The organism is Campylobacter concisus, from assembly GCF_902460625.1.
GTDB lineage: Bacteria > Campylobacterota > Campylobacteria > Campylobacterales > Campylobacteraceae > Campylobacter_A > Campylobacter_A concisus_AD.
In genome coordinates this window covers 112552-138037 of the sequence record NZ_CABPUT010000003.1, presented here as the reverse complement: position 1 = coordinate 138037, position 25486 = coordinate 112552, and the positions used below count along the sequence as shown (strand labels likewise).

The 25486-nt window shown below is 36.7% G+C and carries 33 protein-coding genes; 26 read left to right on the top strand and 7 right to left on the bottom strand.

Going from position 1 to position 25486, the window contains the following annotated elements:
• The first annotated feature begins 16 nt into the window (after positions 1-16).
• Together F3G69_RS02885 and F3G69_RS02880 are read left to right on the top strand one after the other, a co-directional pair.
• Positions 17-1207: a NifS family cysteine desulfurase gene (locus F3G69_RS02885; protein ID WP_103600285.1), complete on the top strand. Its 1191-nt coding sequence runs from the start codon at positions 17-19 to the stop codon at positions 1205-1207.
• Between the two features lie 18 nt (positions 1208-1225).
• Positions 1226-2218 carry an iron-sulfur cluster assembly scaffold protein gene (locus F3G69_RS02880; protein WP_103600284.1) on the top strand — a complete coding sequence of 331 codons (993 nt, stop codon included), beginning with the start codon at positions 1226-1228 and terminating at the stop codon, positions 2216-2218.
• Between the two features lie 29 nt (positions 2219-2247).
• On the opposite strand, the gene miaA is transcribed toward F3G69_RS02880, so the two are convergent.
• On the bottom strand, positions 2248-3123 hold the full coding sequence (gene miaA, locus F3G69_RS02875; protein ID WP_149714352.1) for a tRNA (adenosine(37)-N6)-dimethylallyltransferase MiaA: 876 nt from the start codon (positions 3121-3123) through the stop codon (positions 2248-2250).
• Positions 3124-3125: 2 nt separating this feature from the next.
• Entirely contained in the window at positions 3126-4340 is a 1215-nt protein-coding gene (locus F3G69_RS02870) for an FAD-dependent oxidoreductase (RefSeq protein ID WP_149714351.1), read from the bottom strand.
• Between the two features lie 105 nt (positions 4341-4445).
• Here F3G69_RS02870 and mqnP point away from each other — a divergent pair, with 105 nt between their 5' ends.
• The 24 genes from mqnP (at position 4446) to F3G69_RS02755 (ending at position 21471) form a co-directional block, all read left to right on the top strand.
• A complete protein-coding gene (gene mqnP, locus F3G69_RS02865; RefSeq protein WP_103600281.1) occupies positions 4446-5306 on the top strand; it encodes a menaquinone biosynthesis prenyltransferase MqnP in 861 nt (286 codons plus the stop codon).
• Positions 5303-5824, top strand: coding sequence for a hypothetical protein (locus tag F3G69_RS02860; protein ID WP_103600280.1), 522 nt, complete (start codon positions 5303-5305; stop codon positions 5822-5824). Before mqnP ends, F3G69_RS02860 begins: the two co-directional genes overlap by 4 nt.
• A 9-nt stretch (positions 5825-5833) precedes the next feature.
• Positions 5834-6340 (top strand): DUF6115 domain-containing protein, encoded by a 507-nt coding sequence (locus tag F3G69_RS02855; RefSeq protein WP_021091068.1) that lies wholly within the window; start codon positions 5834-5836, stop codon positions 6338-6340.
• Between the two features lie 138 nt (positions 6341-6478).
• On the top strand, positions 6479-7447 hold the full coding sequence (gene moaA, locus F3G69_RS02850; protein ID WP_149714350.1) for a GTP 3',8-cyclase MoaA: 969 nt from the start codon (positions 6479-6481) through the stop codon (positions 7445-7447).
• Entirely contained in the window at positions 7447-8202 is a 756-nt protein-coding gene (locus F3G69_RS02845; RefSeq protein ID WP_149714349.1) for a 7-carboxy-7-deazaguanine synthase QueE, read from the top strand. The genes moaA and F3G69_RS02845 overlap by 1 nt, the downstream gene beginning before the upstream one ends.
• Complete coding sequence (locus tag F3G69_RS02840; protein WP_149714348.1) at positions 8202-8783, top strand: 6-pyruvoyl trahydropterin synthase family protein; 582 nt, start codon at positions 8202-8204, stop codon at positions 8781-8783. Before F3G69_RS02845 ends, F3G69_RS02840 begins: the two co-directional genes overlap by 1 nt.
• Positions 8783-8986 carry a hypothetical protein gene (locus F3G69_RS02835; RefSeq protein WP_021090529.1) on the top strand — a complete coding sequence of 68 codons (204 nt, stop codon included), beginning with the start codon at positions 8783-8785 and terminating at the stop codon, positions 8984-8986. Before F3G69_RS02840 ends, F3G69_RS02835 begins: the two co-directional genes overlap by 1 nt.
• Positions 8983-9384 carry a hypothetical protein gene (locus tag F3G69_RS02830; protein ID WP_149714347.1) on the top strand — a complete coding sequence of 134 codons (402 nt, stop codon included), beginning with the start codon at positions 8983-8985 and terminating at the stop codon, positions 9382-9384. Before F3G69_RS02835 ends, F3G69_RS02830 begins: the two co-directional genes overlap by 4 nt.
• Entirely contained in the window at positions 9385-10041 is a 657-nt protein-coding gene (locus F3G69_RS02825; protein ID WP_149714346.1) for a 16S rRNA (uracil(1498)-N(3))-methyltransferase, read from the top strand.
• A gap of 83 nt (positions 10042-10124) precedes the next feature.
• Complete coding sequence (rpmE, locus tag F3G69_RS02820; RefSeq protein WP_002942443.1) at positions 10125-10325, top strand: 50S ribosomal protein L31; 201 nt, start codon at positions 10125-10127, stop codon at positions 10323-10325.
• 3 nt (positions 10326-10328) lie between these two features.
• Positions 10329-11144 (top strand): 16S rRNA (cytidine(1402)-2'-O)-methyltransferase, encoded by an 816-nt coding sequence (gene rsmI / locus F3G69_RS02815; protein ID WP_149714345.1) that lies wholly within the window; start codon positions 10329-10331, stop codon positions 11142-11144.
• 111 nt (positions 11145-11255) lie between these two features.
• Positions 11256-11936: a 23S rRNA (guanosine(2251)-2'-O)-methyltransferase RlmB gene (gene rlmB / locus F3G69_RS02810; RefSeq protein ID WP_107690683.1), complete on the top strand. Its 681-nt coding sequence runs from the start codon at positions 11256-11258 to the stop codon at positions 11934-11936.
• The gene (locus F3G69_RS02805; protein WP_149714344.1) at positions 11929-12870 is read left to right on the top strand and encodes a phosphatidylglycerophosphate synthase; all 942 of its coding nucleotides are present in this window, start codon (positions 11929-11931) and stop codon (positions 12868-12870) included. The genes rlmB and F3G69_RS02805 overlap by 8 nt, the downstream gene beginning before the upstream one ends.
• Complete coding sequence (locus tag F3G69_RS02800) at positions 12864-13646, top strand: hypothetical protein (protein WP_149714343.1); 783 nt, start codon at positions 12864-12866, stop codon at positions 13644-13646. Before F3G69_RS02805 ends, F3G69_RS02800 begins: the two co-directional genes overlap by 7 nt.
• A gap of 9 nt (positions 13647-13655) precedes the next feature.
• A complete protein-coding gene (locus F3G69_RS02795; protein WP_149714342.1) occupies positions 13656-14864 on the top strand; it encodes an LL-diaminopimelate aminotransferase in 1209 nt (402 codons plus the stop codon).
• The gene (locus tag F3G69_RS02790) at positions 14861-16123 is read left to right on the top strand and encodes a homoserine dehydrogenase (RefSeq protein WP_149714341.1); all 1263 of its coding nucleotides are present in this window, start codon (positions 14861-14863) and stop codon (positions 16121-16123) included. Before F3G69_RS02795 ends, F3G69_RS02790 begins: the two co-directional genes overlap by 4 nt.
• Position 16124: 1 nt before the next feature.
• Positions 16125-16466, top strand: a complete 342-nt coding sequence (locus F3G69_RS02785) for a YraN family protein (protein ID WP_149714340.1) — start codon at positions 16125-16127, stop codon at positions 16464-16466.
• Between the two features lie 73 nt (positions 16467-16539).
• On the top strand, positions 16540-16854 hold the full coding sequence (trxA, locus tag F3G69_RS02780; protein WP_149714339.1) for a thioredoxin: 315 nt from the start codon (positions 16540-16542) through the stop codon (positions 16852-16854).
• Positions 16854-17300 (top strand): hypothetical protein, encoded by a 447-nt coding sequence (locus F3G69_RS02775; protein WP_054196066.1) that lies wholly within the window; start codon positions 16854-16856, stop codon positions 17298-17300. Before trxA ends, F3G69_RS02775 begins: the two co-directional genes overlap by 1 nt.
• A gap of 9 nt (positions 17301-17309) precedes the next feature.
• Positions 17310-18248: an NAD(P)/FAD-dependent oxidoreductase gene (locus F3G69_RS02770; protein ID WP_149714338.1), complete on the top strand. Its 939-nt coding sequence runs from the start codon at positions 17310-17312 to the stop codon at positions 18246-18248.
• A gap of 145 nt (positions 18249-18393) precedes the next feature.
• Positions 18394-19164 carry a 4-hydroxy-tetrahydrodipicolinate reductase gene (gene dapB, locus F3G69_RS02765; protein ID WP_149714337.1) on the top strand — a complete coding sequence of 257 codons (771 nt, stop codon included), beginning with the start codon at positions 18394-18396 and terminating at the stop codon, positions 19162-19164.
• 151 nt (positions 19165-19315) lie between these two features.
• Entirely contained in the window at positions 19316-19465 is a 150-nt protein-coding gene (locus tag F3G69_RS09250) for a hypothetical protein (protein WP_188115323.1), read from the top strand.
• Positions 19466-19474: 9 nt separating this feature from the next.
• Positions 19475-20812: an amidophosphoribosyltransferase gene (purF, locus tag F3G69_RS02760; protein ID WP_103560479.1), complete on the top strand. Its 1338-nt coding sequence runs from the start codon at positions 19475-19477 to the stop codon at positions 20810-20812.
• The gene (locus F3G69_RS02755; RefSeq protein WP_103600264.1) at positions 20809-21471 is read left to right on the top strand and encodes a DUF8095 domain-containing protein; all 663 of its coding nucleotides are present in this window, start codon (positions 20809-20811) and stop codon (positions 21469-21471) included. Before purF ends, F3G69_RS02755 begins: the two co-directional genes overlap by 4 nt.
• A gap of 119 nt (positions 21472-21590) precedes the next feature.
• Here F3G69_RS02755 and F3G69_RS02750 read toward each other — a convergent pair whose 3' ends face one another.
• Genes F3G69_RS02750 through F3G69_RS02730 form a run of 5 tightly spaced genes read right to left on the bottom strand, consistent with a single transcriptional unit; the run spans position 21591 to position 25449 of the window.
• The gene (locus F3G69_RS02750; protein WP_021090969.1) at positions 21591-22142 is read right to left on the bottom strand and encodes a DUF2393 family protein; all 552 of its coding nucleotides are present in this window, start codon (positions 22140-22142) and stop codon (positions 21591-21593) included.
• The gene (locus F3G69_RS02745) at positions 22142-22672 is read right to left on the bottom strand and encodes a DUF2393 family protein (RefSeq protein WP_149714336.1); all 531 of its coding nucleotides are present in this window, start codon (positions 22670-22672) and stop codon (positions 22142-22144) included. Before F3G69_RS02745 ends, F3G69_RS02750 begins: the two co-directional genes overlap by 1 nt.
• Positions 22656-23396 (bottom strand): bifunctional phosphoribosyl-AMP cyclohydrolase/phosphoribosyl-ATP diphosphatase HisIE, encoded by a 741-nt coding sequence (hisIE, locus tag F3G69_RS02740; protein WP_149714335.1) that lies wholly within the window; start codon positions 23394-23396, stop codon positions 22656-22658. Before hisIE ends, F3G69_RS02745 begins: the two co-directional genes overlap by 17 nt.
• Positions 23397-23398: 2 nt before the next feature.
• Positions 23399-24517 (bottom strand): prohibitin family protein, encoded by a 1119-nt coding sequence (locus F3G69_RS02735; protein WP_021090685.1) that lies wholly within the window; start codon positions 24515-24517, stop codon positions 23399-23401.
• A gap of 17 nt (positions 24518-24534) precedes the next feature.
• Entirely contained in the window at positions 24535-25449 is a 915-nt protein-coding gene (locus tag F3G69_RS02730) for a branched-chain amino acid transaminase (RefSeq protein WP_054196075.1), read from the bottom strand.
• Between the last annotated feature and the right edge of the window lie 37 nt (positions 25450-25486).

Below are 25486 nucleotides of genomic sequence, written 5' to 3'. Positions count from 1 at the left end.
AATTAAGGTTTTAAATTTGAGAGTATATTTAGACAATAACGCTACAACAATGGTTGATCCTGAAGCTTTTGAGCTTATGAAGCCATATTTTTGTGAAAAATACGGCAATCCAAATTCGCTTCATAAATTTGGCTCTGAAACACATCCAGCTTTAAGAACGGCGCTAGATCAGCTCTATGCCGGACTAAACGCAAAAGATAGCGATGATATCGTCGTTACCTCATGCGCGACTGAGAGCAACAACTGGGTAGTAAAAGGCATCTACTTTGACAAAATAGCAACTGGCGAGAAAAAGCGTATCGTAACAACCGCAGTTGAGCATCCAGCTATTTTGGCGACTTGTAAATTTTTAGAAAAATATGGCGTAGAGCTTACTGTTTTAGATGTAAATAACGATGGCATAGTCACTCCAGAACAGCTAAGAGCTGTAATGGATGAGAATGTAGCGCTTGTTTCTATAATGAGCGCGAATAACGAAACTGGCATGATCTTTCCTGTAAAAGAGCTTGCTACTATCGCTCATGAATATGGAGCTTTATTCCACACGGATGCGGTTCAAGCAGTTGGTAAGATAAAGATAAATGTCCAATATCTTGACGTTGATTTTTTAAGCTTTTCTGCGCATAAATTTCACGGACCAAAGGGTGTTGGAGCACTATTTATAAAAAATAGTATGCCACTAAGTAGCTTGCTTCATGGTGGCGAGCACATGGGTGGACGCAGAAGTGGCACGCTCGATGTTCCTGGCATCATCGGCATGGGTAAAGCACTTGAACTGGCAAATAAATTTATGGATTATGAGCACTCTCATGTTCGCCGTTTGCGTGATAAGCTTGAAGATGCAATTTTAAAAATTCCTGACGTTAGCGTTGTAGGAAAAAAAGAACAACGTGTGCCAAATACCATTTTGGCTTCTATAAAAGGCGTTGAAGGCGAAGCTATGCTTTGGGATCTAAACAAGGCTGGCATCGCAGCTTCAACTGGCTCAGCATGTGCAAGTGAAACATTAGAGAGTAACCCAATAATGGAGGCCATAGGGGCAGATAAAGAGCTGGCTCACACCGCACTTAGACTATCTCTTTCTAGATTTAATACAGAAGAAGAGATTGATTATGCGATCGAGCACATAACAAAAGCAGTAAATAGACTAAGAGGTATCTCTAGTACATTTGCCTACGCCCCAGAATGGCATAAGAGCGGATTATAAAATTTAAAGGAAAATAACATGGCAAAGAATAATTTGATCGGAGGCTCTATCTGGGATGAGTATTCTAAGGTAGTGCAAGATAGGATGAATAATCCTAAATTTATGGGAGAGATAACCGAAGAAGATGCTAAAAAGGCAAACGCAAAGCTTATTGTGGCTGACTTTGGTGCAGAAAGCTGCGGTGATGCGGTTAGGCTATACTGGCTTGTTGATGAAAAGACAGACAAAATAATAGATGCTAAATTTAAAAGCTTTGGCTGTGGCACAGCGATAGCTAGCTCTGATACTATGGCTGAGCTTTGTATCGGCAAAACAGTTGATGAAGCAGTCAAGATCACAAACCTTGATGTCGAAAAGGCTATGCGTGACAATCCAGAAACGCCAGCAGTTCCACCCCAAAAGATGCACTGCTCAGTTATGGCGTATGACGTTATCAAAGCAGCAGCTGCAAGCTATAAAGGCATAGATCCAGAGCATTTTGAAGATGAGATCATCGTTTGCGAGTGCGCTAGGGTAAGCCTTGGTACGATTAAAGAAGTGATAAGACTAAATGACCTTCACACAGTTGAAGAGATCACGCAATACACCAAAGCTGGTGCATTTTGCAAGTCTTGCGTAAAGCCTGGTGGTCATGAAAAAAGAGAATATTATTTGGTAGATATTTTGCGTGATACTAGGGCTGAGATGGAGCGTGAGAAGATCGAAGCTCAGGCAAATGCCCAAGCAAATCACACTTTAGGTGACATTAGTTTTGAAAATATGACGATGGTAGGGCAGTTAAAAGCAATCGAGTCTGTCATAGATAAAGAAATTCGCCCAATGCTCGAGATGGATGGCGGAAATCTAGAAATTTTAGATATTAGAAATGATAACGGCGAAAATACTGATATTTATATCCGCTATCTTGGTGCTTGCTCGGGCTGTGCAAGTGGCTCAACTGGCACTCTTTACGCGATTGAAAATGTCTTACAAGAGAGCTTAAGCCCAAAAATTAGGGTTATGCCTATTTGATTTTATTAACTAGCCCTTGTGGGCTAGTTTTATTCTCTTAAAAATTTTAAAATTTCACTTCTAGTTTGATCCAAGTCACCCACAAATTTTTTTTCAAACTGCGAGCGATTAAAGGTTCGCTGACGTTTTGCTAACTGTGCCGTATGCGTAGCTATGAGCTCTTCAAGCTCGTTTTGAGAAATTTCTTTATCTAAAAATTGCTTGCACTCTTTTAAGCCTATTGATTTTAGAGGTTTTGGCTCACTTTTGTATTTATTAAACAAAAATTTCGCCTCATCTATGAGCCCAGCTTCAAGCATGCCTTTTGTTCTCTTTTTGATACGTTCTCTAAGCTCATCTTTATCCCATAAAATTTCAAATATCGCTAGTTCTTTTATGATGCTCTCTTTAGTATTTTCTCTTAGCCAAATGCTTGGGATTTGGCTACTAAATTTATAAATTTGATACCACTTTTCGAGGCGATAAGAGTCGTTTTGGCTAAATTTGCTTACAAACTCAGGATCGATTTTTACAGCTAGCTCATAAATTTCTTCATTGCTTAAATTTAGCTCACATTTTGGCACATCTGGTGCAAGTCCGCTAAGCATTGATTTTAGATAAAATCCGCTACCTCCTGTAATGATGAGTGGGCAGTCTTGTGAGCGCGCAAAATTCTTTGCATTTTTATAAATTTCAAAAAATGCCCCAACGCTAAATTCTTCATCAGGATAAATTTCATCTACACCAAAGTGCTTTATGGCTTCAAGCTGCTCTTTATTTGGCTTTGCACTGGCGATATCTATCTCTTTATAAAGTGCAAGCGAATCAAGACTCAAGATGATGCCATTAAGCTTCTTTGCAAGCTCAAATGCAAGATCGCTTTTGCCACTTGCCGTGGTGCCAATTATTGCAAATTCTTTAAACAAGTCTAGCCCTCGTAAAACGAGCTAAAGAGTAAAATTTCATCATTTTCCTCGTTATTTTTGCCATCTTTTATAAGACTAGCCAAAACACCGGCAAAATACGGAGCAAAGCTAAGCTCATTTAGTCCATAAGCTTGGTTATAGATCAAGTTGCTATATATGTTATCGCGTCCAAGAGCTGGCTTATCGTTTGAGCTAAGAAGCACGTAGTTTGCTCTAAAGCTAGGCTCTTTTAGCTCGCTTATGCCAAGATGTATCTTTAGCTCATTTAAAAATGCATTAATCTTTTCAGTTTTAACAAGCGTATCGATAGCGCCGACTTGTAAATTTGTAATAATCGTAACGCCATTTTTAGTTGGATAAATTTTGGCAAATAGATCATTTAAAATGATTGGTTTTTTAGGAATTTGCCCTTCATTTAGGCTAAGATCAATAGTATAAAATTTAGCCAAAATCGCATTTAAGCTCGTGCCTAGCTTATTTGAAAGCTCTAAATTTTTTGAAGCGATCACAAAGCTATCGGCCTCATATTCGCCGTTATTGCCGGTAGCTTTTTGTACTATTTGTCCTTGCGTTTTTAGCTCATAAATTTCATCATTTATAAATTTTACCCCAAGAGAATTTAGCTCATTTATCAAAGCTTTTTTTAGCTCATTTGTATCAATACTTGCGTTGTTGGCTAAATTTATAGCGCCTTTTATGTTTTTATTTATTAGCCCAAAATTTGCAAGCTCTTTATCTACACTTAAAATTTCTTGCTCGCTATGGGCAACTTTTATCTCATCAAGCCTTTTTTTAAAGCTTTCGTCATTGCTAAAAAGTAGATAAACGCCGCTCTCATCGAAATTTATCTGCGGATATTTGTTGTTTAAATCTCTTAAAAATTCAAAGCTTTTCTTACCAAATTTTGAAAATAAAATTTGCATCTTTTTGTCGTGAGCTTTGGTTGATTTAAGTGTAAAATTTGTCATCCAAGCTCTAAAATTTTCATTTAAGCAAATACTTATATCAAGCTCGCTTTTTTTGCTAACTAGCCCCATAAACGAGCTAGATATCGCTCCATCTTTTGCAAGAGCGTGTGTACCAAAAGGCGTTAAAATTCCATTTGTAAAATCATCTTTTTGGCTGCTAATAATTAAAATTTCTTCACCTTTTTTAGCTAATTCGTAAGCCGTAAATAATGCACTAAAACTATCTCCAATAATCGCTACTTTTCCCATAATAACCCTTTGTTTTAAATTATTCTTGTAATGATAATATAAATTCAAATTTAAAGCAAAATGGTGTAAAATCAACCATTTTTAAAGAAAATGGAAATTTATCAAATGATAGAAAAATTAAAAATTATCGCTGAACTTATCGTTTTTAAGCATTCTGTTTTTGCTTTGCCTTTTATTTTTGTTGCTATGATAGTTGCTAGCAAGATAGAAAGTGGCTCGGCTTGGTTTGGCTTAAAACTACTTATCTTAGGTACTTTTTGCGCTGTTAGTGCTAGAAATTTTGCTATGGCTTTTAATAGATACAAAGATGAAGATATCGATAAGCTAAATCCGCGAACTGCGAGCCGTCCAAGCGTTGATGGTCGTATCGGTAGAAGCAATATGCAGCTTTTTATTGCGGCAAATGCGTTTATTTTTATCGTATGCGCTTATTTTATAAATTCGCTCGCATTTTGGCTAAGTTTTCCTATTTTAGCTGTTCTTGGTGGATATTCGCTATTTAAGCGCTTTAGCGAGCTAGCACATCTGGTGCTTGGCCTTAGCTTAGGTCTTGCTCCCATTGCTGGCGTTGTCGCAGTGAGCGCTGCTATACCGCTTTGGAGTGTGCTGCTTTGCCTTGGTGTGACATTTTGGGTAGCTGGATTTGACTTGCTTTACTCGCTTCAAGATATGAAATTTGATAAAGAAAACAAGCTCTTTAGCATACCAGCTATTTATGGCGACAAGGCTACACTTTTTTTATCAGCCATTTTTCACGCTTTAGCTTTTATATTTTGGCTACTTTTTGCTTGGGCAGCTGGGCTTGGAGCGATGGCATTTTTTGGAATTTTAGTAAGTGGCGTTATTTTATTTCTTGAGCATAGGATCGTAAGACGCGACTTTAGCAAGATAGATAGAGCATTTTTTACGTTAAATGGCTATCTGGGAATTTTATTTTTTATCTTTGTTTGGATTAGCGTATTATGAGCGAGATTAAGCTGTTTAAAGCACCTCTTGATATGGAATTTGAGTCTGATAAAGATGGGAGCGAGAAATTTAAAAGAGAGTTTGACTCCATCTTGCCGGGCGAAGAGGATGCACTTGGGGCTTGGCTAAAACGAGCTAAATCACGTGGCGAAACCAAAGAGAGCGATCAAGTTTTATTAACTTTGCTGATCGAGCTTCATAGAAAAGTTGATGCGCTGAGTGATTATATTAAAAACGAACATAAGCAATATTTGCCACTAAAAGAGAGGACGAGTATCGAAGAAATCGGTTTTACACACATCAAAATAAGTGAAGAAAAATTTATAAAAGATGAAATTTACTACGCAAGGATTGCTATGCCTATCTTTCCAAAGAGAAATTTGAGTCTTTATTTAAGAGCTGTTAGTGAAAACTTAGCAAAGATAGAAAATATGCACGAAGAGGATGAAGCCGACTGGAACGCTTACGTAACAGCTAGAGAGCGTGTAATGATAAGAGAAATGAGAGCGAATTCGTAAAGGAAAAATATGGAAATTTATATTTTTTTAGGCTTTGGTATCGTTTTGGCGATAATAGTAGCTTTAATGTTGATAAAAGATAGTGAGACAAATAAGAAATTTGCGAGATTTGAGCGAGCGATAGAAAGCGTTATGCAAGAAAATTTCAATCTAAAAAAGCAAATTTCAATGCTTGAGGGCGAGGCATTTAAAAATAGTGAACAATATGAGCCGCTTAAAAAACAGATAAAAGAAAATATTGATTTGCAAATAAATGAAAAGATTGTACCAATAATTCGTGCGATTAAGAGTATTGAGCGAGTAATTGATGATTTTGCAACAGAGCAAAAAGATAGGATAGTTAGTCTTGAAGAGCGAACAAGAGATATTAATAAAATCGCACCAAGCGTCATCAATGAAGAAGAGCAAATTTTAAAAATGTTTAAAGACGGAAAAAGTGCAGCGATGATCGCAAAGGACCTTCATGTTGGAATGGGGCGAGTCGAGTTTGTGCTTAAATTTCATAAATTAGCCTAAATTTGCAGGCTAATTTTAAAAAGACTAATCTACTCTTAAACTACAAAAATTGGCTTAAATTTTTATTTTGATTTAAATCTTTTAACATATAATTGAAAAAATTATAAAAAGCTCTAACCAAGCTTAAGAAGGTGCTTTATGCTAATCGATAAATATGGTCGGGTTGTTGATTATTTAAGGATTTCTGTAACTCAGCGTTGCAACTTTAGGTGTAGGTATTGTATGCCTACAACACCATTTAGCTGGACGCCAAGAGAGAATTTATTAACCTTTGAAGAGTTATTTTTATTTGTAAAAGTGGCTATTGATGAAGGTATAAAAAAGATAAGAATCACTGGTGGCGAACCGCTTGTACGTAAGGATTTGGACGTTTTTATAAAGATGATAAGTGATTATAATCCAGACATCGATCTAGCGCTTACTACAAATGGTTATATGCTTTCACACTTTGCCAAAAGGCTAAAAGATGCTGGACTAAAGCGCGTAAATATGTCGCTTGATACGCTAAATGAGCAAAAGGCTAAATTTATTGCACAAAAAAGCGTTTTACACGAAGTTTTAGCTGGCTTTGAAGCAGCTCATGATGCTGGATTAAAGGTAAAAATCAACACTGTTGCACTAAAAGGTGTAAATGATGATGAGCTTGTAAATTTGCTCGAGTTTGCTAAATTTAGAGATTCTCAGATCAGATTTATTGAGTATATGGAAAATTCACACGCTAAAGATGATCTAAAAGGGCTAAGTAGCGATGAAATTTTAAAAATCATCTCACAAAAATATAATGTCACAAAAGATGGAAAACTACCAAATGCGCCCGCGTCTATTTATAGGCTTGATGATGGTTATAAATTTGGCATCATAGATCCACACAAGCACGACTTTTGCGAGAGTTGCAACCGTATCAGGCTAAGTGCTGAGGGACTTTTGATACCTTGTCTTTACTTTGAAGAGGCTCTTAGCATCAAAAAAGCGGTTGAAAAAGGTGATATCGTAGCTGCAAGTGAAATTTTAAGGCAAGTACTAGCAAACAAGCCAAAAGAGAACAAATGGGCGATAGGCGCTAGCAATGAAACCTCTTCGCGTGCCTTTTATCAAACTGGTGGTTGATGAGCAAAGAGCTAGAGCTAGTTGAGGCGTTTTTAAGTATCCAAGGCGAGGGGGCTCACCAAGGCAGACTCGCTATATTTTTACGCTTTTTAGGTTGCAACCTAAACTGCTCTGGCTTTGGCGTGCAAACAAAGTCTTTAAAAACTGGCGAAAGCTTACTGGGATGTGATAGCATAAGGGCTGTTTTTAAAGGGCATTTTAATTATAAAATTTACAGCGTAGATGAAATTTTAGGTTTAGTTAATAACCTATGTAAAGGCTTAATGCAAAAACCTATCATTGTTTTGACCGGTGGCGAGCCGCTCATCTGGTATGAAAATGAAAATTTTATAAATTTGGTAAAGAAATTGCTTGAAGATTTTGAAGTGCATTTTGAGACGAATGGCACTATCTTAATTAATTTTGCTAAATATGAAATTTATAAAAAATGCCATTTTGCACTTGGAGTAAAGCTAGCAAATAGCGGAGTTAATGAGCAAAAACGTATAAATTTAGATGCTATTTTGGCTATTAAAAATAATGCAAGAAGCAGCTTTTTAAAATTTGTCCTCTCGCACTTTGATAAAAGCGAGTTAGACGAAATTATAAATATAAAAAATCAAGTTGATTTGCCAGTTTGGTGCATGGCAATAGGGGCAAATAAAGCTGAGCTAAACGAAAATGCTTTAAAAACAGCAGAATTTGCCATAAAGCACGGATTTAACTACTCAGAGCGTATCCATATCAGGCTTTGGAGCGATAAAGAAGGTGTTTGATGATTATTAGAAAGCTTTTTAGATTTGAAAATGCACATATTGTGAGATTTTGCAGCTCAAAGCGTTGTAGGACTAGCATCCACGGACACAGTTATGTGGCTGAAATTTTACTTAGCTCAAATTTTCTTGATAACGCCGGCATGGTCTATGATTTTGGCTTAATGAAGCAAAATATAAAAACGATCATTGATAGTTTTGATCACGCTACGACAATATTTTCAGGCGATAATGATGAATATAAAAATGATCTAAAAAAGCACTCGGCAAGATGGATCGAGATCCCGCTAAATCCAAGTGCAGAGCAGTTTTGCCGTATATTTTTTGTAGTGATCGAGCGACTACTTGAGCTTAGTGTGATGAACAACGGTGAGCGTGAAGTGAAGCTTCATAGCATTATCGTGCATGAGACTGATACGGGCTATGCACAGTGCTTTAAAGAGGACGCCGTAAATGCGCAAATGGGCGAGATAAGACTAGATGAGATCAAATTTTCAGATGCTATCATAGAAGAGTGGGAAGATAAAAATTTATTTGAGAAAATGAAAAATAGGTTAAAAATAGAAATTCCAAAGGACGTTTGATGAAAAAAATTATAACTTCTTTTTTATTTATAGCTGGTCTATTTGTGGGTTGTGGAGATAAAGATGAGGCTAAAAATGATATTAGCGAGCCAGTGCCGAGTGACGTGACCATAGCTCAACCAGACGCAAATGTCACAATTGATGAACAACTCCCGCCTGAGCCAGTCGTCGAAGAGAACGAGCCTTCTAAAGATAAGAAATGAACGAACATCTCTCCTCGCTTTTTGCATACACTTTGCCTTTTCATGTGACATTTTTTTATGCGCTAGTTGCCTGTAATATACTTTATTTAATACTTACTCGGTTTAGCAGCAATAGTAAAAACTATGTGCTTCGTATAAGATATTTTTTACCGATTTATCATATGCTACTTAGTTTTCTTACACTTACTGGACTTATTTTATGGGCGTATTATGGATATGAGTTTAAATTTAATGCCATAAAAATGTTAATCATCTTAATAATTTTAATCGCACTTAGTGCCATAGGTTTTAAAAGATTAAAAATTTATGCAACTAATGGCGACTTAGAAAAATTTAAAAAATTTGCCCTTATTAAGGGATTTTGTGATCTTGTTTTAGTTGTAGTTGCAGGGATTTAGATGAAATTTTTATATGATAAAAATGCAGGTAATGAAAGCTTAAAAATAGTAAATGAAGCTTTTTTGCACCTAAAAGCTAGAAGAATGCAAGCTGGTGAGCGAATAAGTGTTAGAAATTTACGAGACTTTAAAGAGTATATTTATGAAATTGATGAGATAGATAGGCGAAGTGCGAGCTTAAGTCTTGTCTTTGCCAGCTCAAATGGCGAGCAAAAATTCGACTTTACGATCGCTTGGGCTATCGTCGATCCAAAGACGATAGAAAAGACATTGCCATTTTTAAACGAACTTGGCGTTGGTAAAATAGTTTTTGTCTATACTAAATTTTCTCAAGCAAATTTTAAGATAGATATTGAAAGGCTAAACTACATAAATGCTCTCTCTTGCGAGCAGTGCGGACGAACTTCACTAATGGAGTTTGAAATTTATAAAAATTTAGACGAACTAATGAGCTTTTATAAAAATGTCTCAGCTATAAATTTTGGCGGTAAAAGCTTAAATGAAAAAAAAGATGATGAGCTTTTAATAATCGGTCCAGAGGGTGGATTTAGTGAGGATGAGACGGCTAAATTTAAAAATAGCTACTGCCTAAATACTAAAAATATCTTAAGATCACAGACTGCGGTTATCTCAGTGGCTGCAAAATTCCTAGCTTAATTTATTTGATTTTTAGATTTCTTTTTATATAATCAGCAACTTTTAATGTAGATAATTAGCCCAAAAATAATAAAGGAAAAATGATGAAAAAAGATATCCATCCAGAATACGTAGATTGCACTGTAACTTGTGCTTGCGGAAACACTTTTAAAACAAAGTCAAACAAAAGCGAAATTAGAATTGACATTTGCGATAAGTGCCACCCATTTTTCACAGGCAGCGAAAAGATAGTTGACAGTGCTGGCCGTGTTGAGAAATTTAAGAAAAAATACGCTCAAAAATAAGCCTTGCTCTACTTTATTCCTACTCCAATAGGAAATTTAGAAGATATCTCGCTTCGTGCGATCAAAATTTTGCGTGAATGCGAGATAGCTATCTGCGAAGATACAAGAGTCTGTAAAAGTCTTATAAACTTGCTAAATGAACGCTTTGACGCAAATATAAATATCTCAAATTTTATCCCGCTTCATACTCATAACGAAGATGACTTTTTCACAAATTTAAGTGATGATTTTTTTAGTAAGAATGTAGCCTACATGAGCGATGCTGGTATGCCAGGTATCAGCGATCCAGGTGTTAGCCTAGTAAGATATGCTCAAAAAAATAACATTGAATATGAAATTTTAAGCGGAGCAAATGCGGCACTTTTAAGTGTGGTCGCAAGTGGACTTTGCGATAAGGAATTTGTCTTTTTAGGCTTTTTGCCAAACACTGGTAGAGATAGAGCTCTCTCTATCCAAAATGCTCTAAATTTAGCCTATCCGGCTGTGATATATGAAAGTCCAAAACGCATACTAGGCTTAGTACAAAGCATCGCAAATCTAGAACCTGAGAGAGAAATTTTTGCCATAAAAGAGGCTACGAAAAAATTTGAAACTAAATTTAAGGAAAAAGCTAAAAATTTAGTAAAAACTTTAGAAAAGGCTAATTTAAACGGTGAGTGGGCGGTTGTCATCTCAAAAAGTGACAAAACAGCCACTCAAAATATCACAAAAGATGAGATACTTTCGCTTGATCTTGCCCCAAAAGTAAAAGCAAAATTGCTTAACAAAATAACTGGAGAAGATGCAAAAAAGATATATGATGAGCTTATAAAAGCTTAAATTATAGGCTACAAAACTACTAAGCGACACTAAAACGAAAGTGTAAAATTTACTCTAGCTACATACAAAAATAAGTTAAATTTTAATTGACTTTAGCTACCATAAGTTACCATGATAATATACGGAAAACAACTATTTTTACATATTTTGAACAAGCGACCACAGATATTAGAAGAGATATATCTCTCAAAAGAGTGTGACAAAAAACTCTTCTCTAAAATTTGTGGCACAGGCAAAAAAATTATTCGCGTGGATAATCAAAAAGCGCAGTCTTTAGCTCGCGGCGGAAACCATCAAGGTTTTTTAGCAAATGTTAGTGAGTTTGAATTTTCAGACATTGCCGAGCTTAAAAAGCTAAATTTTATCGCTATTCTTTATGGCATAAGCGATGTTGGCAATATCGGTGCTATCGCTAGAAGTGCTTATGCTCTAGGCTGCGAAGGTCTTGTGATAGTGGCAAAAAGTATAAATATGCAAGGCGTTTTAAGATCAAGTAGTGGTGCTGCTTATGAGATACCAATAGCGATTTTTGAAGACGGACTTAGTTTATTAAATGAACTAAAGCAATTTGGTTTTAAAATTTATGCAACAGCAAGTGATGGCAAAAACGTAAAAGAGATGAAGTTTGCTGGTAAGAGAGCTTTGGTGATGGGCTCAGAGGGCGAAGGCATACCGCAAAAGGCTCTAGCGAAGTGTGATGAGTGTATTGGTATAAAGTTAAAAGAGGGCTGGGACTCCTTAAATGTAAGTGCAGCTTTTGCAATAATTTGTGACAGGATGATAGATGAATGAGATTGAAAATTTAAAAGAGATAGGTATAAAGGAAATTTCACGTAAAACGCATATTGAGCCTACATTTTTACAATATATTTTTGATAAAAATTTTGAAAAATTATCACGTTTAAATATTAGAGGCTATGCCAAGATTTTGCAACGTGAATATGATGTTGATTTGAGCGAGTTGCTCGCTGAATATGATGCCTTTATGCAAGAAAATACTCCAGATGAGAGTCACAAAACTAAAGTTACTCCAAAAATTTCTTCTTACACTCCAAAAGATATTACCATACAAAAACAAAGCGGTAGTGGCGGTGCTGGATTTTTATTTTGGCTCATCATTTTAGCTATTATCGCTGGTGGGGCATATCATTTTGATGCTTACAAATATATCGAGAATTTTTTATCGTTTTTAAATGATGAGAATAAAAGCGTGAGCTATTCGCAGTCAAGCATAGTAAATGAGGTGAAGAAAAATATCATCGATACAAATATCACCATCTCTCAAAATAGCCCTAAAATAGAAGCAAACATATCAAGCGTAAAAATTTCAGCTCCAGTTGAGCAAAATGTGACAACAAGTCCTGCAAACATGGAGCAAAATGCTGTAAAGCCAAGCATGGCAGCTCAGCCAGCTCCTAAGATAGAGCAAAACATTACAAAGCCACTAAATGAGGCGGTCATTACACCAAAACAACGTGTCTGGATAGGCATCATTAATCTTGAAAATGGTCAAAAAGTATCAAACGACACAAGTAAAAGCATAAATATAAATTTAGACCAAAGACAGCTTGTGGTTTGTGGAAATGGTAACATTGAGCTAAAGATTGGCGACAAGGTGACAAAATATAATCCAAGCCGTCCAGCTAGATTTTTAGTAGAAAAAGGAGAGATGAAATTTGTGAGCTATGATGAGTTTGTAGAACTTAACAAGGGTAAATCTTGGTAAGAAAAATAGCGATTTTTACCGCTTTTAGTGTATTTGCCTATGCTTTTAGCTTACAAACTAGTGCAAGTGCTTTAAGCAATGTTGAAAATGTGCAAATTTCTTTAGAAAATTTAGACCAAAATGGCTCACTCAATGTCAATGAGCTAGTATTAAGATTAAAACAAAACTCAAGTTACGATAGCATTTCATTTAGTTCAAATAGTTTGAATTTGAAATTTATAAGCGAGCAAAAAGTTCCTTCTACATTATTTGTAAAATCAATAAATTCAACTCTGGATGATGCCAACATAAGTATCTCAAGGATAAATTCTCTAAAAAATGGAGATCAAATTTCTTATGGAATTTCAGCCATAAAAAATGGCGGAATAGATCCAAGTTTATTAAGCTTAGCGCTTAGTCAAAGCGGTTTTAAAATTTTAGGATTTGATAGGGTTGATGGGAATTTAGAGATATTTTTAGATGCTCAGAATATGATTCTTAAGGCTACAAAGGTAAATTTTGACGAAGAGACGCCACTTTTAAAAAGCGGTGGTACTTATTTTGTTGATGTTGAGGGTGCAAGTAGTCTGGATATCGCATCAAAAGAGTCAAATAGATGGATGCCACTTGTTAGGATTTATGATAAAAATTTAAATCAGATCGACTCTATAAAAGAAGAGCAAGCAAAAACCGCCATTTCTATAAATTTAGCAATAGGCGCAAAATACGCATTAATTAGCGACAATGTTGATATAAATAATATAAAAAATGAGATAATTATCAAGCTTATAAAATAGGAGTAAGCAGTGTTTGATGAGATAAGATTTAATACAATTGAGCGTTTGCCAAACTACGTTTTTGCCGAAGTAAATGCTATAAAAATGGCAGCACGCAGAGCTGGCGAGGACATCATCGACTTTTCTATGGGCAACCCAGAGGGCAGAACACCGCAGCACATCGTCGATAAACTATGCGAAAGCGCGCAAAAAGATAAAACCCACGGCTACTCAGCCAGTGCTGGAATTTACAAGCTCCGCCTTGCCATTTGCAACTGGTATAAGAGAAAATATGGCGTAAATTTAGACCCAGAAACTGAAGCAGTCGCCACAATGGGCAGCAAAGAGGGCTTTGTGCATCTTGCTCAAGCCGTGATAAACCCAGGCGACGTGGCTATCGTGCCTGATCCTGCATATCCGATACATACACAGGCATTTTTATTTGCTGGTGGAAGCGTAGCCAAAATGCCACTTCATTACAACGATAAATTTGAGCTAGATGAGAATAAATTTTTTGAAAATTTGATCCAGACTATACACGCAAGCTCGCCAAAACCAAAATACGTAGTCGTAAATTTCCCTCACAATCCAACGACCGTGACAGTGCAAAAGAGCTTTTACGAGCGTCTTGTAAGTATTGCAAAGCAAGAGAGATTTTACGTCATATCTGACATCGCCTACGCTGATCTTACATTTGATGGCTACAAAACGCCAAGTATCTTTGAGGTTGATGGTGCAAAAGACGTTGCAGTCGAGTGCTATACACTTTCAAAAAGCTACAATATGGCTGGCTGGAGAGTTGGCTTTATGTGCGGAAACAAGAGACTTTGCGCTGCACTTAAAAAGATAAAATCGTGGGTTGATTACGGCATGTTTACGCCGATACAGGTGGCTGCCACAGTCGCATTTGACGGCGATCAAAGCTGCGTTGAAGAGATACGCCAAATTTATGAAAAAAGAAGAGATGTGATGATAGAGGCCTTTGCTCAGGCTGGTTGGGAGCTTAAAAAACCAAGCTCTAGTATGTTTATCTGGGCAAAACTACCGCCAAAAGTTAGTCATCTGGGCAGCCTTGAGTTTTCAAAGCAGCTTCTTACAAAGGCATCAGTAGCAGTTAGTCCGGGTATTGGTTTTGGCGAGGGCGGAAACGACTATGTGCGTCTAGCTCTTATCGAAAACGAAAATAGAATAAGACAAGCAGCAAGAAATATAAAAAAATATTTGAAAGAATTTGAATGAATGTAGCGATATTAGGCGTTGGAACCGTCGGTGAGTCAGTTGCTAAAATTTTACTAAAAAATAAAAAGCTAATCGCAGCAAGAAGTGGCGAAGAGATCGTACCAGTTATCGGTGTGGTTAGAAATTTAAACAAAAAAAGAGATGCGGGCATCCCTTTGACTGACGATATAAATAGCGTTATAAATCGCGATGATATCGATGTTTTTGTCGAACTTATGGGTGGTGTGGAAGAGCCTTTTAGGGTTGTGAGTGAAATTTTAAAGCGAAAAAAAGCAGTTGTAACCGCAAACAAAGCACTTCTTGCCTATCATAGATACGCCTTGCAAAATTTAGCCAAAAATATACCATTTGGCTTTGAAGCAAGTGTGGCTGGAGGCATACCGATCATTAGAGCCTTAAGAGAAGGCTTAAGCGCAAACCATATCGTTAGTATAAATGGCATACTAAACGGAACTAGTAACTTTATCCTAACCTCGATGATGGACGAGGGATCAAATTTTAAAGACGCACTTAAAAAGGCGCAAGAGCTTGGATACGCTGAGGCTGATCCTACTTTTGATGTGGGTGGCTTTGATACGGCTCATAAGCTTCTTATACTGGCAAGCATCGCATACGGTGTACACGGCGATCCAGAGGATATTTTGATCGAAGGTATTCAAAATATTACACCTGAAGATATATTTTTCGCAAAAGATTTCGAATACTCAATAAAACTTCTAGCAATTGCCAAAAAAAGTGAGGGTAAAATCGAACTACGTGTACATCCAGCGCTTGTGCCACAAAATAAAATGATAGCAAAGGCAAGTGGTGTGACAAATGCGATCAGTGTCGTTGGTGAGGTCGTTGGTGAGACGATGTACTATGGACCTGGAGCTGGTGGCGACGCAACGGCAAGCGCGGTGATCAGCGATCTTATCGACATCGCAAGAGATAGCAAATCGCCAATGCTAGGATATAAAGCACCTTTTGAATTAAATACGCTTGAGCTGCTTGATCGCGATAGGATAAAGACGAAGTACTACTTTAGATTAAAGGTCGAGGATAAAATGGGTGTGCTAGCAAAGATTACAAATTTAATGAGCGAAAATAACTTATCGATCGATAGCATACTTCAAAAACCAAAAGATGAGAGCGAATTTGCGGTATTGTTTTTTACGACACATACGAGTCTTGAGGCTGATGTAAGAAGGACAATTGAAATTTTAAAAGAGCAAGAGTATATAAAAGAAGAGCCATTTATGATGAGGATCGAGGAGTAGCTTGGGGCTAAAAGAGTATCTCTTTGGCAAAAGCTCAGAAGATAGGGCGTGTGAATTTTTACAAAAACTTGGTTTTGTCATTTTAGAGAGAAATTTTCACTCTAAATTTGGCGAGATCGACATTATTGCTCTAAGCAGTGATAAAATTTTACATTTTATAGAGGTAAAAGCGACTAGCAAAGAGTATGAGGCGGAGTATAGGCTAAATCAAGCAAAATACACGAAAATTTTAAAAACTATAAATTTTTATATGATGAAAAACGAGCCAAACAGAGATTTTCAGCTTGATTTGCTAGTTATAAAAAATAAAAATTTCGAGTTTATAGAAAATATTAGTTTATAATAAAATTTATTATTTAGATAAAATTTAAATTTAATTTTGTATAATTGCCACATCTTGAAAATAAGGAGAAAAAATGGGAAAATACATCGAACTTACAAAAGAAAATTTTGATGTTACAAAAGAAGGCGTTGCTTTAGTAGATTTCTGGGCTCCATGGTGCGGACCTTGCCGTATGCTAGCTCCAGTGATTGAAGAGCTTGCTGAAGAATTTGACGGCAAAGCAAAAATTTGCAAGGTGAACACTGATGAAGTGCAAGATCTTGCAGTTGAGTTTGGCATCAGATCGATCCCAACATTGCTATTTTTTAAAAATGGCGAGTTAGTTGAGCAAATGGTCGGTGCACAGTCAAAACAAGCCTTAACTGACAAACTAAATTCGCTTCTTTAATGAGCGAAAAAAGAAGAGGAAGCCTACTTCCTCTTACATATATATTTGGTTCATTTTTTGGTGCAGCTATGATAGCAGCTGCATTTGCGTATAGCAACTATCGTTTTTCACAATATAAATTTGTTGATTTTGCGAAGCTAGTTTTTTACGAAAAAAGCGAGATTTTCACTCCAAAAGAGCCAAAATACACGCTTTTAATCTTCAGCTCAAATCAATCAAAATTAGATGAAATTTTACCAATCAAAAATGAAACAGTTGTGGCAATCGATATCTTTCAAAAAAGATATGAGTCAAACTCAACACTAAAATATATAAGCTCGGATATTAATACGGTCTTGGAGCTGATGCGAAATTTGAGCATTACAAAGCTTCCAAGTAGTGTTGAGATAGTTCATCAAAGGGGCGAAATTTATAAACAAAATTCGCCCATAAATGTTTTAGAATAAAGGAAAATTATGCTTGATTTAGCGATCATCGGAGGCGGTCCAGCAGGACTAAGCGCCGGACTTTACGCCACTAGAGGCGGATTAAAAAATGTTGTAATGTTTGAAAAAGGCGAGCCTGGCGGTCAGATCACCTCGAGCTCAGAGATAGAAAACTACCCAGGCCAAAAAGCCCCTGGCGAGAGCGGTTTTGACTTTATGAGCACTTGGTGGAAGCAGTGTAGTGCATTTGGACTAGTTCATAAGTGGGCAAACGTCGTTGGTGTTAGAAAAAATAGCGACCGCAGCTTTGAAATTTTACTTGAAGGCGGCAAGAGCGAGCAGGCAAAAGCTGTCATCGTAGCAACTGGCTCAACCCCAAGACGCGCTGGCTTTAAAGGTGAGGATGAATTCTTTGGCAAAGGTGTTAGTACATGCGCAACATGCGATGGCTTTTTTTACAAAAACAAAGAAGTGGCTGTTCTTGGCGGTGGTGACACAGCTGTTGAAGAGGCGCTTTATCTAGCAAATATCTGCTCAAAAGTCTATTTAATCCATAGACGTGACGAATTTAGAGCGGCGCCAACTACAGTTGAAAAAGCTAGAAAAAATGAAAAGATCGAATTTATAACAAGTGCGACGATAAAAGAGGCGCTTGGTGATAAAATGGGACTAACGAAGATCGTGCTTGATACCAAAAATGGTGAGCGCGTGCTTGATGTGCCGGGAATTTTTACCTTTGTCGGGCTAAATGTAAATAACGAAATTTTAAAAGACGAAAATGGCAAATTTATCTGCGAGATGGTTGATGGCGGACAGGTTAAGACAAATCTTAAGATGCAAACTAGCCTAAATGGACTCTTTGTAGCAGGTGATATCAGAGAAGACGCTCCAAAGCAAGTCATCGTAGCAGCAGGTGATGGCGCAGTGGCTGCACTTAGCGCTATGAGCTACATAGAAAGCTTGCATTAATACTCAAATTTAGCCAAATTTTTGGCTAAATTTCTCTTCTTTTTTCTATTAAAATTTTGATTTTATACGCATTTTTAAAGCCTATTTGTAATCTATCTATAATAAATTTTATGTTAAATTTCAACCAAAAATCAAAGGATAAATTTTGGTAAAAATAGGCCTTTATGGTGCTAGTGGAAAGATGGCTCAAAGTATCATTTCTTGTTTAAAAGATGAAAAAGATGCCACTTTAAGCATCGCTTTTAGCCAAAAAAATCAGGTTGAAAATTTAAATAGCGAACTTTTGACAAATGACTTTGCTAATTTTTTTGAAGCATGCGATGTGATAATCGACTTTAGTCAAAAAGAGGCGACCATGGCACTGCTAAACTACGCTAGAACCAATCCAAAACCACTAGTTATCGGTACGACTGGCCTAGATGATGAAGATAAAAACTTACTTCACCTAGCATCTGGAACTATGCCTATTCTTTACGCAACAAATATGAGTCTTGGTGTGGCTGTTCTAAACCGCCTTGCAAGGATTGCTTCAAAAACATTAAGAGAATTTGACATAGAGATCGTAGAGCAACACCACAGGCACAAAAAGGACGCTCCAAGCGGCACAGCGATGACCTTAGCTGATTGCGTGGCTGAGGCTAGGGATCTAAATTTAAAAGATGTTTTAGTCACTGGTAGAGCTGGCATGGTGGGCGAAAGAAGCAAGGACGAGATCGCAGTTATGGCACTTCGTGGTGGAGATGTGGTCGGTCGCCACACAGTTGGCTTTTATAATGACGGCGAGTTTATTGAGCTAAATCACACCGCAACAAGTAGGGTAACCTTTTCAAAAGGCGCGATCAGGGCTGCTATTTGGCTAAAAGATCAAAATAGTGGCTTATATTCGATAGATGATAGTTTAGGGCTTGATGATTAAATTTGAGCTTGATGATGTAGAGAGCTATAAGCTATAATTTGGTGATAAATTCTATCTGTCGGAGCGTGAAAAGCGTCAAAATTTAAGAACTGGCGATATAGTAAAACTTATATTTAGATTTGAAGATGATGAGTTTGCTTAGGTTGAGCGCATGTGGGTGGTCGTTGGCGAGACAAATAACGGCGAATTTACCGGCATTTTAGACAATGAATCATTTACAAAAGGCTGTTTAAATGCTGGCGATGAGATCAAGTTTAACTACAAAAATGTTCTTGAAATTTACAAAGATGATGAAAACTAAAGGAAAAAAATGTGTGCAATAGTTGGTATTATAAATTCTAAAGATGCAGCAAAGACTGCGTATTATGCGTTATTCTCTATGCAGCATCGCGGTCAAGAGGCGAGCGGCATTAGTGTTTGTGATGACGGAGAAATTTCTACTCACAAGGGTAATGGCCTAGTTACAGAGGTCTTTAATGAAGAAATTTTAAGATCACTAAAGGGTGATATGGCGATCGGTCACAACCGCTATGCAACGGCTGGTAAAAACTCAGGTCGTGATGCCCAGCCAATAGCCGCTAACTACTCTTTGGGACAAATTTCAATCGTCCATAATGGAAATTTGGTAAATAAAGATGAGGTTAGAGATGAGCTTATTAAGGATGGTGCAATATTTCAGACAAATATGGATACTGAAAATATCATCCATCTAATTGCAAGAAACCATAGTAAACACTTGCAGGACCGTATTATTGCGGCACTTGACAAGATAAAGGGTGCTTATTGTCTGCTTATCCAGTCACGCCATAAAACCTTTGCCATAAGAGATCGCTGGGGTGTTAGGCCACTAAGCCTTGGCAAGCTAAAAGATGGTGGATATATCGTAGCTAGCGAGACTTGTGCTTTTGATCTTGTTGGGGCTAGCTTTATAAGAGATATCAGGCCTGGTGAGATGATAGTTTTTGAACATGGAAAAGGTGAGTTTCAAAGTATCCAAATTTATGATCCAGATCCTAGAATTTGTGCATTTGAATATATCTATTTTGCACGTCCAGATAGCGTGATAGAAGGTAAAAGTGTCTATGAAGTTAGAAAAAAAATGGGTGAAGTACTAGCTAAAAAGAGCAAAATTAAAGCAGATTTCGTCGTACCTGTGCCAGATAGTGGCGTGCCAGCAGCGCTTGGGTACGCAAATGAGAGCAAAATCCCATTTGAGCTAGCTATCACTAGAAACCACTATGTGGGTAGAACCTTTATCGAGCCAAGCCAAGAGATGAGGAATTTAAAAGTCAAGCTAAAACTTAATCCGATGTCATCGGTTCTAAAAGGTAAAAGTATCGTTGTTATCGATGATAGTATCGTTCGCGGTACTACTTCAAAAAAAGTGGTTGATCTTTTAAGACATGCGGGCGCTAAAGAGATTCATTTTAGAGTCGCTTGCCCTGAGCTTAAATACCCTGAGCGATATGGCATCGATACGCCAAGCTTTGAAGAGTTAATAAGCTCTAAAAAAAATGCAGAGGAAGTAAGAGAATATATCGGTGCAGATAGCTTAGAATTTTTAAGTATAGACGAACTTAAAGAAAGTATCGGTAATGAGCGAAAATATTCGCTTGTAAGCTTTGATGGTGACTATTTCATAAAGTGAAAAATTTAGCCATTTTTTTGCTTGTTGCAATATTTTTTAGTGGTTGCTCACAAAAGAGTCCAAGCAAAAAAGATGAAATTTCTATTTACGTAAGCTACTATGAGATAAATGGCACAAAACAGCAGCTACAAATAAAAACTGCTCAAAATTTTACAGAACAAAATACTAGTGTGCCATTTTTTGGTATAGTAAATTTTTTAGCAGAAGATAAGATTTTAAATGCTTATTCGCTTGCAAAGGGTACTATAAATGTACTTGAAGTAAATAACAACTCTATAAATTTAAATAAATCAAGAGATATATTAGCTTTAAAAAAAGCTAATGAGATAAAATTTTATGAGATAAGGCCCGATGTGCTTGAGAGTGTTAAATTTAGCTCACAAAATAGTGTTTGTGGTGATTTTTTGTTACAAAAGCCAGTGCATATAAATGTGGCAACAAACTATTATTTAAGAGATGATAGCTTTTTTGCAAGCTTAATAGATGCAAATTTCTTTTATAAAAAAGGTTCAAAGATCCTAAAAAAAGAGTTTGTTTATAATATAGCCGAGACTAAAATCCTAGAAGAAGCAAAAGAATTTACACAAAAGACAAAGCAGCTCTTTTTAAATGACCTACAAAAATTGGGCAGGCTACTTGATATACTTTGTACTTTTTAAATCTTTATCTTAAAAAATCGTGTTTATTGCAGATGCTAAAAAGATAAAATTTAATCTAAAATCAAACCAAGACTTAGCGTTTTATCCTATGAAATTTGTAAAATTTTGCTTTAACTTGATTAGTAGCAATTTAGTTTTGTGATATTCATGCCATTTTTAAAGTAAGGCGGATATGGCATATATACGGTAAATGGTGTGCTTTTTTGCTTTGGTAAATTTTTGGCTACATCAAATTTATATTCAACTGTATTTGGCCTCTCATCCTTATCTGTGCCAAGAACCCATGAGAAAAATGAAAGCCCACTTGGCTTAAAAAATGCTTCACCGCCAAGGTCATTTTTATTTAGCGGTTGATTGATTAGTTTGACTGTCAGTGTGCAGTTGCTAATTGTAAATTTACCAATGTTTCTCACTTGCCCCTTAAAAACAATACTTTCATTTCGTAAAATTCGTTCACTTTTTACATTTTCGAGCATACCTTTTTTTGTATATTTATCAAGCACTAGCATCAAAAAAACAGCAAGTGTAGTTGAGACCAAAATGTTTGTAAAAAATAGTGATAAAAATAACTTTCGCTCAGCTCTAAGTGAAAGAACAAGAAACAAAATAGAAAGTAGAGCAATCGCAAAAAGAACGATAATATGAACGATCGTAAAATATGCTGAGCTCATCAAAAACACTCCACTTTTTTAGAGATATTGTAATCTATAAATGCGAAATCATTGACAAATTCTTTAATCTCAATGCTTTGCTTTGGCAAAAATTCCTCGTTTAAGATGATTCTTTTTCTAGCAAATGGATTAAGTGAGTTAAAAAAGTCTTTCGTATTTTGCCTTGAGCTTAGATAGAAGTCAAGCTCGATTTTACAGATATTAAGTATATTATTTGAATTATTTGTAATATTAAAATCAACCATTAGCGCATCGACATATTGAAGCTGTTTGGTAGTTATTTTGCTTATGCTAACTGGTCTTAAATTTTCATTTATATATTTGTTCGCGTAGTAATTACCTATAAAAAGTCCAAAAAAATCAGCCAAAATAAATAAAAATCCTATCTGCCACCATGACTTTATCGCTATAAAAATCCCTAAAAGCACAATTAGTATAAATGCTAAAAATATCCAGCCATAGGTTAGAAAATCAATGAGCTTTGCATTTTGCAATACAAAAAGCAAGTTGTGCTTAATGCTGTTTAACATCTCGCGATCTTTTCTCTTCAATGCCACTTATGCCAAAACGCCTTGCAAGTTCGTTTTTTACAGCATCTGGATGGATATTATGGGCTGAAAGTGCTACAAGTGCATGAAAGCAAAGGTCGGCTGCTTCATAGATCAGATCATCTTTTGCTTTTTGCTCATTTTGCTTTGAGTTTTCTGCGAAACTAAGATCCTTTGCGGCCATTATAAATTCGCCAGCCTCTTCGCCAACTTTCTTTAAAATTTGATTTTCGCCTTTTTTAAAAAGACTTGCCACATATGAAGTTTCAGGGTTAGCATTTAGCTTTCTATCTTCTATCACATGGTAAAGCTCATCAAGCACACCATAATTTATTTTTTTGACTTCAACTTTTGTATCTAAAATTTTACCGTCATGCAAATTTATCTCATTAAAAAAACACGACCTTGCTCCAGTGTGACAAGCAGCGCTTCCGTTTTGAATCACCTTTAAAAGCAAAGTATCGTTATCGCAGTCTAAAAAAGCAGCCTTTATCTCCTGAGTGTTGCCACTTTCTTCGCCTTTTTTCCAAATTCTATTTTTAGTGCGTGAAAAATAGTGAGCGTAACGGCTAGATAGACTTAAATCTAATGCTTCTTCGTTCATGTAAGCAAGCATTAAAACTTCATTTGTGGCATGATCGCAAACCACTACTGGAAGCAATCCACCAACTTTTTGCCAGTCTATACTTTTTGTTACGCTATTCATTTTTATCTCTCGCTTACTGAGCTAGCTCTTGCTTTATCTTTTGCATCTAGCCAGATGTTTGGCACAGCCCCACCAGGTGTCAAGAAAATTTTAGCATCTTTGTTTTCTTTTAGAGCCTCGTTAAATTTATTTTGCGTCTCGATCTGCTTTAAATTTAGTAGATTTTGATCGACACTTTTTGCAACCTCTTTGTTTGCATACGCAGTTGCGTCAGCCTCGATTTTAATGGCATCAGCCTTACCTTTTGCTTCAATGATCGCAGCTTTAGCGGTACCTTCTGCAAGTGCGGCTTGTTTTAAGGCTTCTTGATTTGCTCTTTCTACTTCGTATTTTGTTCTCTCAGCCTCTTGTTTTGCGATTTGGACGCGCTCGATCTGCTCTTTTACCTTTGAAGGCAAGATGATCTCACGAAGCTGCACTGTTAAAAGCTCAACTGGCTTATTTGGCTGAGAGTCGATGTCTTTTCTTATGCCATCATCGATTTGTCTTGCTAGATCGTTTCTCTTTGTTGGAAGCTCTTCTGCTGTGTATTTACCAGCGATACTACGAACTACGTCACGAACGACAGGATCAACTATCTTGCTCTCCCAGCTAAGACCCCAAGAGGCAATAGTTTGAGGGGCATTTTCTGGATTTAAACGGTATTGCACAGTAATATCAATGCTAACTGGTAAATTTCTAGCATCAAGCACTGAAATAGAATTTTTACGTAAAATTCCAGCGCCAACACCTTGATATGATTTTTGCATTGATTCGCCCATATCCTCGCCAGAAGTATAGTTTATGATCCTAACTCTGGTGTCCACTATGATGATGTCTTGGATAAAAGGTAAAAAGAAGTGAAAGCCTGGTTGCAAAGGATTTGGCTCGTATTTACCTGCTGTAGATTTTATGCCAACTTCGCCTGAGTGAATCACTTTAAATGGCTGAGTGATAGCAAAAATAGCAATAATTGCAATTACAATGTAGGCAAGTGCTCCAAATTTACCAAAACCACTTGGTAGATTTGGCATTTTAAAGTCCTTTTTGAAAGGCGGCTCTTTGTCGCTATTTTGACTAGAGCCTCTGTTATCATTACCTGGCTTTTTTTTATTGAAATAATCGTTTAAATCAGCGGGCATTTCGTTCCTTTAAATTTTTAAATATATGTTAAAAATGATTCATATTTTTTGTTTAGACCATAAACCACGTCAAAATAAGCTTTTTGTAGTCTCTTTGTCACTTCGCCTCTAGCTCCGTTGCCGATAATGCGGTTATCTATGCTATTTATCGGTGTTACTTCAGCTGCAGTACCAGTGAAAAATGCCTCGTCAGCTGTGTAAGCCTGATCTCTTGTGATGCGCTCTCTTCTTACTTCTATGTCAAGATCATGAGCAAGTCTTATGACTGTATCTTGAGTGATGCTAAGTAGGCTGTTGTCGTTTGGTGGAGTGATTAAAACGCCGTTTTCAACGATAAAGAAACACTCGCCTGGGCCTTCAGCTACAAAGCCCTCACTATCAAGAAGTAGCGCCTCGTCGTATCCAGCCTCTTTTGCCTCGTAGTTTGCCATTTGTGAGCTTAGGTAGTTTGAGCTAGCTTTTGCTCTATTCATTTGAGCAGCAGGTGCGAGTTTGGCAAAGCTTGAAATTTTAACTCTAATGCCTTTTTCTAGGCCTTCATCACCAAGATAAGCACCCCATTCCCATGAGGCGATAGCAGTTTGCACTGGTGCTTTTGTGTGAGCTACACCCATTACGCCGTATCCTAAAAATATAAGTGGGCGGATATAAACATTGCCATTATATTTATTTGCACGAAGAAGCTCTATTTGCGCTTTTTCAAGCTCTTCCTCAGTGTAAGGTACATTTAAAACGGTCATTTTTGCTGATCTTAAAAGTCTTTTTGTGTGATCTTGGAGTCTAAAAATAGCTAGACCTTTTTTTGTTTTATAAGCTCTTGTGCCTTCAAATACGGCATTAGCATAGTGTAAAGAGTGAGTTAGAACGTGTACTTTTGCATCGTCCCATTTAACTAATTTTCCATCCATCCAGATAAATTCTGAAGCATTCATTGTTAAACCTTTCTTTTTTCTTAGAAATTTTGGTCTG